At 68.9% G+C, this 4,088-nt stretch carries 3 protein-coding genes; 2 read left to right on the top strand and 1 reads right to left on the bottom strand.

Annotated features, from left to right (window positions below):
* Positions 1 to 651: hypothetical protein (locus VIB55_RS08655; RefSeq protein ID WP_331876261.1), on the bottom strand; the 651-nt coding region annotated here is incomplete at its 3' end.
* Positions 652 to 1,057: 406 nt separating this feature from the next.
* Between VIB55_RS08655 and rpsO the strand changes: the two genes are divergently transcribed.
* Positions 1,058 to 1,327, top strand: a complete 270-nt coding sequence (gene rpsO / locus VIB55_RS08650) for a 30S ribosomal protein S15 (protein ID WP_331025201.1) — start codon at positions 1,058 to 1,060, stop codon at positions 1,325 to 1,327.
* A 259-nt stretch (positions 1,328 to 1,586) separates the two neighbouring features.
* On the top strand, positions 1,587 to 3,734 hold the full coding sequence (locus VIB55_RS08645) for a polyribonucleotide nucleotidyltransferase (protein WP_331876260.1): 2,148 nt from the start codon (positions 1,587 to 1,589) through the stop codon (positions 3,732 to 3,734).
* Positions 3,735 to 4,088 lie beyond the last annotated feature (354 nt).

The raw sequence follows: 4,088 nt of genomic DNA, 5'->3' as shown, positions 1-4,088 counted from the left end.
CTGGGCGACCAGTGAGAGGGCGTCCGGCCCCACGGGGGAGATCTGTGGTGACGCGAGCCCCGCACTCGGACGTTCCGCGGGTGAGTCATAGGCGGCGAGCGAGGCTTCGGCGAAGAGGGAGAACCCGTCGCCTACCGGGAGTTCCGTCCCTGCGCCCGCGGTGAACTGCGGGACCGTCGTGGGCCGAACGCGCAGGACGACAGCGCACTCGCCCCGGTCGTCACACATCGTGACCGAGTCCCGTGGTCCGGACAGCGTGATGGCGCCTCCACCGGCGAACACGTATGCCGACGCCAGGGCCGGTGCCGCCCGCGATGCCGCAAAGGGACGGAGAACGGCCGACACGTCGTACGTGGTTCCCCGCACGCGTTGCAGCCGCTCGCGAGTGGTGCGCAGCTCGTTGGCGAACGTGCCCACCTGCAGCCGCAGGCCGGCGGCGGGCACGGGCCAGAAACGGGCGTCGAGCGACAACGCCGGACCAGCCGAGAGCGTGCCCGCCCCGCTGGCCCCTTCATACCAGCGGCTGGTGTGCGCCAACCCGGCGCTCAGGCCCACGTCCAGGACGCCCGCCGGCTCCTGCGCGTGCGCCGGCAACGCGGCGAAGAAGGCCACCGCGAGCACCGCGGCGTAACGGCGGAGGGGAAGCATCATCGGAGTGGACCTTCATGCAGGGAACCGCGTCATTAACCCGCGACCGGCATAGGGCACCGAAACCGCGGCTCCTGTAGGATGCGTTTTGGGCCATAAAAGTCAAGGAGATCGTGCACACACTACGAGGTTGGGCGCCCTTCGGTGAATGTGTGGCGGATCCCTCAGTCGCTGCCTTCCCTCGTCGCGCGAGCCGGTTCGGCTTGGCCGCTCCATCGGGATGGCAGCGCGCTTCTCCCGTCTGTTCTCCGCGACCGCCGCGCCTGCGCGTGAGACCCACGATCGCGGGTTGCAGGAATCCGTCCGCTTCGTTAGATTCCTGGGCTTGTTGTTGATCCGCTCGGACGAATGATCTGATTGGATCGGCTGACTTCCCGACCAGCATCGACTCTTCAGGAGGCTCCGATCGATGGCACTCACGGCTGAAAACCGCGACGAAATCGTCAAGAAGTACCAGCTGCACGAGAACGACCGTGGCAGCACCAAGGTTCAGATCGCGCTGCTGACCGCGCGCATCAACGACCTGACCGGGCACTTCCGCGCCCACAAGAAGGACCATCACAGCCGCCAGGGGCTGCTGAAGATGGTGGGCCAGCGCCGCAGCCTGCTCGACTACCTGCGCCGCAACGATCTCGACGCCTATCGCGCACTGATCGCGGACCTGGGGCTGCGCCACTGATCGGCACGGCGGCGGGCCCGCGGCGGGAACATGGGATGGCGCACACGCGCCGTCCCGTCCTGAACGCGTGTCTCCGCCTGGCGGAACGCAGGGCATACTAGAAGGAAACACGCCGGCCGCACGGGCCAGTTCCGTGCGGCCGGCGTGCGTTTTTGCACAGCGGCGACGAAGTGAACATCAAAGCGACCGGGCCCCGCCTGCGGGGGAGTGGCGTCCGGAGTGCGGCTTCCCCCGAGCAATCAAACAGGAAAAAGACCCAATGGCAAAGCTGGAAAGGCAGTTCGCGGGCCGTCCCCTGATCATCGAGACGGGCAAGATGGCCCGCCAGGCAGACGGTTCGTGCACGGTGCAGTTCGGCGAGACGATGGTGCTGTGCACGGCGGTGGCCCAGGACACCCCCACCCACCTTCCGTTCTTCCCGCTCACCATCGAGTACCGCGAGCGCACCTACGCGGCCGGCAAGATCCCGGGCGGCTTCATCAAGCGCGAGGGGCGCCCCTCCGACAAGGAAATCCTGTCGGCGCGCCTGATCGACCGCCCCCTGCGCCCGCTGTTCCCGGACGGGTTCTACAACGAGACGCAGGTCTTCATCTACGTGATCTCGGCCGACCAGGAGAACGACGCGGACGTGGTTGCGCTCACCGGCGCCTCGCTGGCGCTGAACATGAGCCGCATTCCGTTCGCCGAGCCGGTGGCCGCGGTGCGCATCGGCCGCATCCAGGGCCAGTGGGTGCTGAACCCCACCTTCGCCCAGCTGGAGTACTCGGACCTCGACGTGATCGTCGCGGGTAGCGAGGACGCCATCCAGATGGTGGAGGGCGGCGCGCTGGAAGTGCCGGAAGAGGAGATCGCCGAGGGGCTGGTGGTGGCGCACGCCGCCATCAAGGAGCTGATCGGCATTCAGAAGGAGGTGCTGGCGGCCCTGGAGCTGCCCGCCAAGATGGAGTGGACGCCCCGCGAGGTGGAAGCGACCCTCCGCGAGCGCGTGGAGAGCGCCGCAGGCGACCGCGTGGCCGAGGCGCTGAAGGTGCCCGGCAAGCACGAGCGCGCCGACGCCCTCAAGGCCATCCGCACCGAGATTTCCGCCGCGCTGGCCGAGGAGTTCCCGGACAGCGACAAGGACGTGGGCAACGTGCTCAAGGATCTCGAAAAGCGCGGGACGCGCGAGATGATCCTGAGCACCGGCACCCGCTCGGACGGCCGCGGCCTCGACGAGGTGCGCCCGATCAGCGTGGACGTGGGCGTGCTGCCGCGCGCGCACGGCTCGGCGCTGTTCACCCGCGGGCAGACGCAGGCGCTGGGCGTGGCCACGCTGGGCACGCAGGGCGACGAGCAGGCGTACGACACGGTGGACTTCGCCACGCAGCAGAAGAAGTCGTTCATGCTGCACTACAACTTCCCCCCGTTCAGCACGGGCGAGGTGAAGCCGGTGCGCGGCACCAGCCGCCGCGAGATCGGGCACGGCGCCCTGGCCGAGCGGGCGCTGGAGGCCATGCTGCCGCCGTTCGACGAGTTCCCGTACACCATCCGCGTCGTGAGCGACGTGCTGGAAAGCAACGGCTCGTCGTCGATGGCCAGCGTGTGCGCGGCGTCGCTGTCGCTGATGGACGCGGGCGTGCCCATGCGCGCGGCCGTGGCCGGCGTGGCGATGGGGCTGATCGCCGAGGGCGACCGGGTGGCGGTGCTCACCGATATCCTGGGCTCCGAGGACGCCCTGGGCGACATGGACTTCAAAGTGGCGGGCACCCGTGACGGCGTGACCTCCATCCAGATGGACATCAAGATCGAGGGGCTGACCATCGAGCTGATGCGCGAGGCGCTGCAGAAGGCCAACCGCGCGCGGATGCACATCCTCGACGAGATGGAGAAGGTGCTGAACGCGCCGCGCACGGAACTGTCGCAGTACGCGCCGCGCATCATCACCATCAAGATCGATCCGGCCAAGATCGGCGAGATCATCGGGCCCAAGGGCAAGACCATCCGCGGCATCCAGGAGGCCACCGGCGCGACGATCAACATCGACGACGACGGCACCATCACCATCGCCTCGGTGAGCGGCGAGGGCGGCGAGCGCGCCCGCAGGATCATCGCCGGGATGACGGAAGAGGCCGAGGTGGGCCGCATCTACGAGGGCCAGGTGAAGAGCACCACCACCTTCGGGGCCTTCGTCGAGATCATGCCGGGGACCGAGGGGCTGCTCCACATTTCCGAGCTGCAGGCCGGCCGGGTGGAGAAGACCGAGGACGTGGTGAAAAAGGGCGACATGGTGCAGGTGAAGCTCCTCTCCATCGACGAGAAGGGCCGACTGCGCCTGTCGCGCAAGGCCGCGCTGGCGGAGCTGGCCACGGGCGACGGCGCCAGCGGCGCCAGCGCCACCGGCGCCCCGGCACCGGGCGGAGCCGCGTAAGCGACTTCGGCGCGTTGTGACGTGATGAAGCTCCCGCCCGGTTCGCCGGGCGGGGGCTTCGTGCATGGGCGCGTGAGTGCGTGAGTGCGTGAGGGCGTGAGGGCGTCGTGCGGGAGTGCGTGGGATGGGGAGTGTCGATTGGTGGTGGCGCGTGCCTCGGCGCCCCCCATCCCCAACCCTTCCCCCGCAAACTGCCGCGGGGGAAGGGAGCCAGTGCCGTGCGGTTCGAGGGCTGCAGTGGGTGGGCTAGGCTTGCTTGCAGGCAGTGGGGAGGTTCGATCGGCTCCGGCGCATGCCTCGGCTGCCCTCTCCCCCCGGCCCCCTCTCCCGCAAGCGGGAGAGGGGGAGAATTCG

The sequence above is a fragment of the Longimicrobium sp. genome, from assembly GCF_036554565.1.
GTDB lineage: Bacteria > Gemmatimonadota > Gemmatimonadetes > Longimicrobiales > Longimicrobiaceae > Longimicrobium.
The sequence above is the reverse complement of the archived record's forward strand: the minus strand, read 5'-3'. Positions and strand labels throughout refer to the sequence as shown.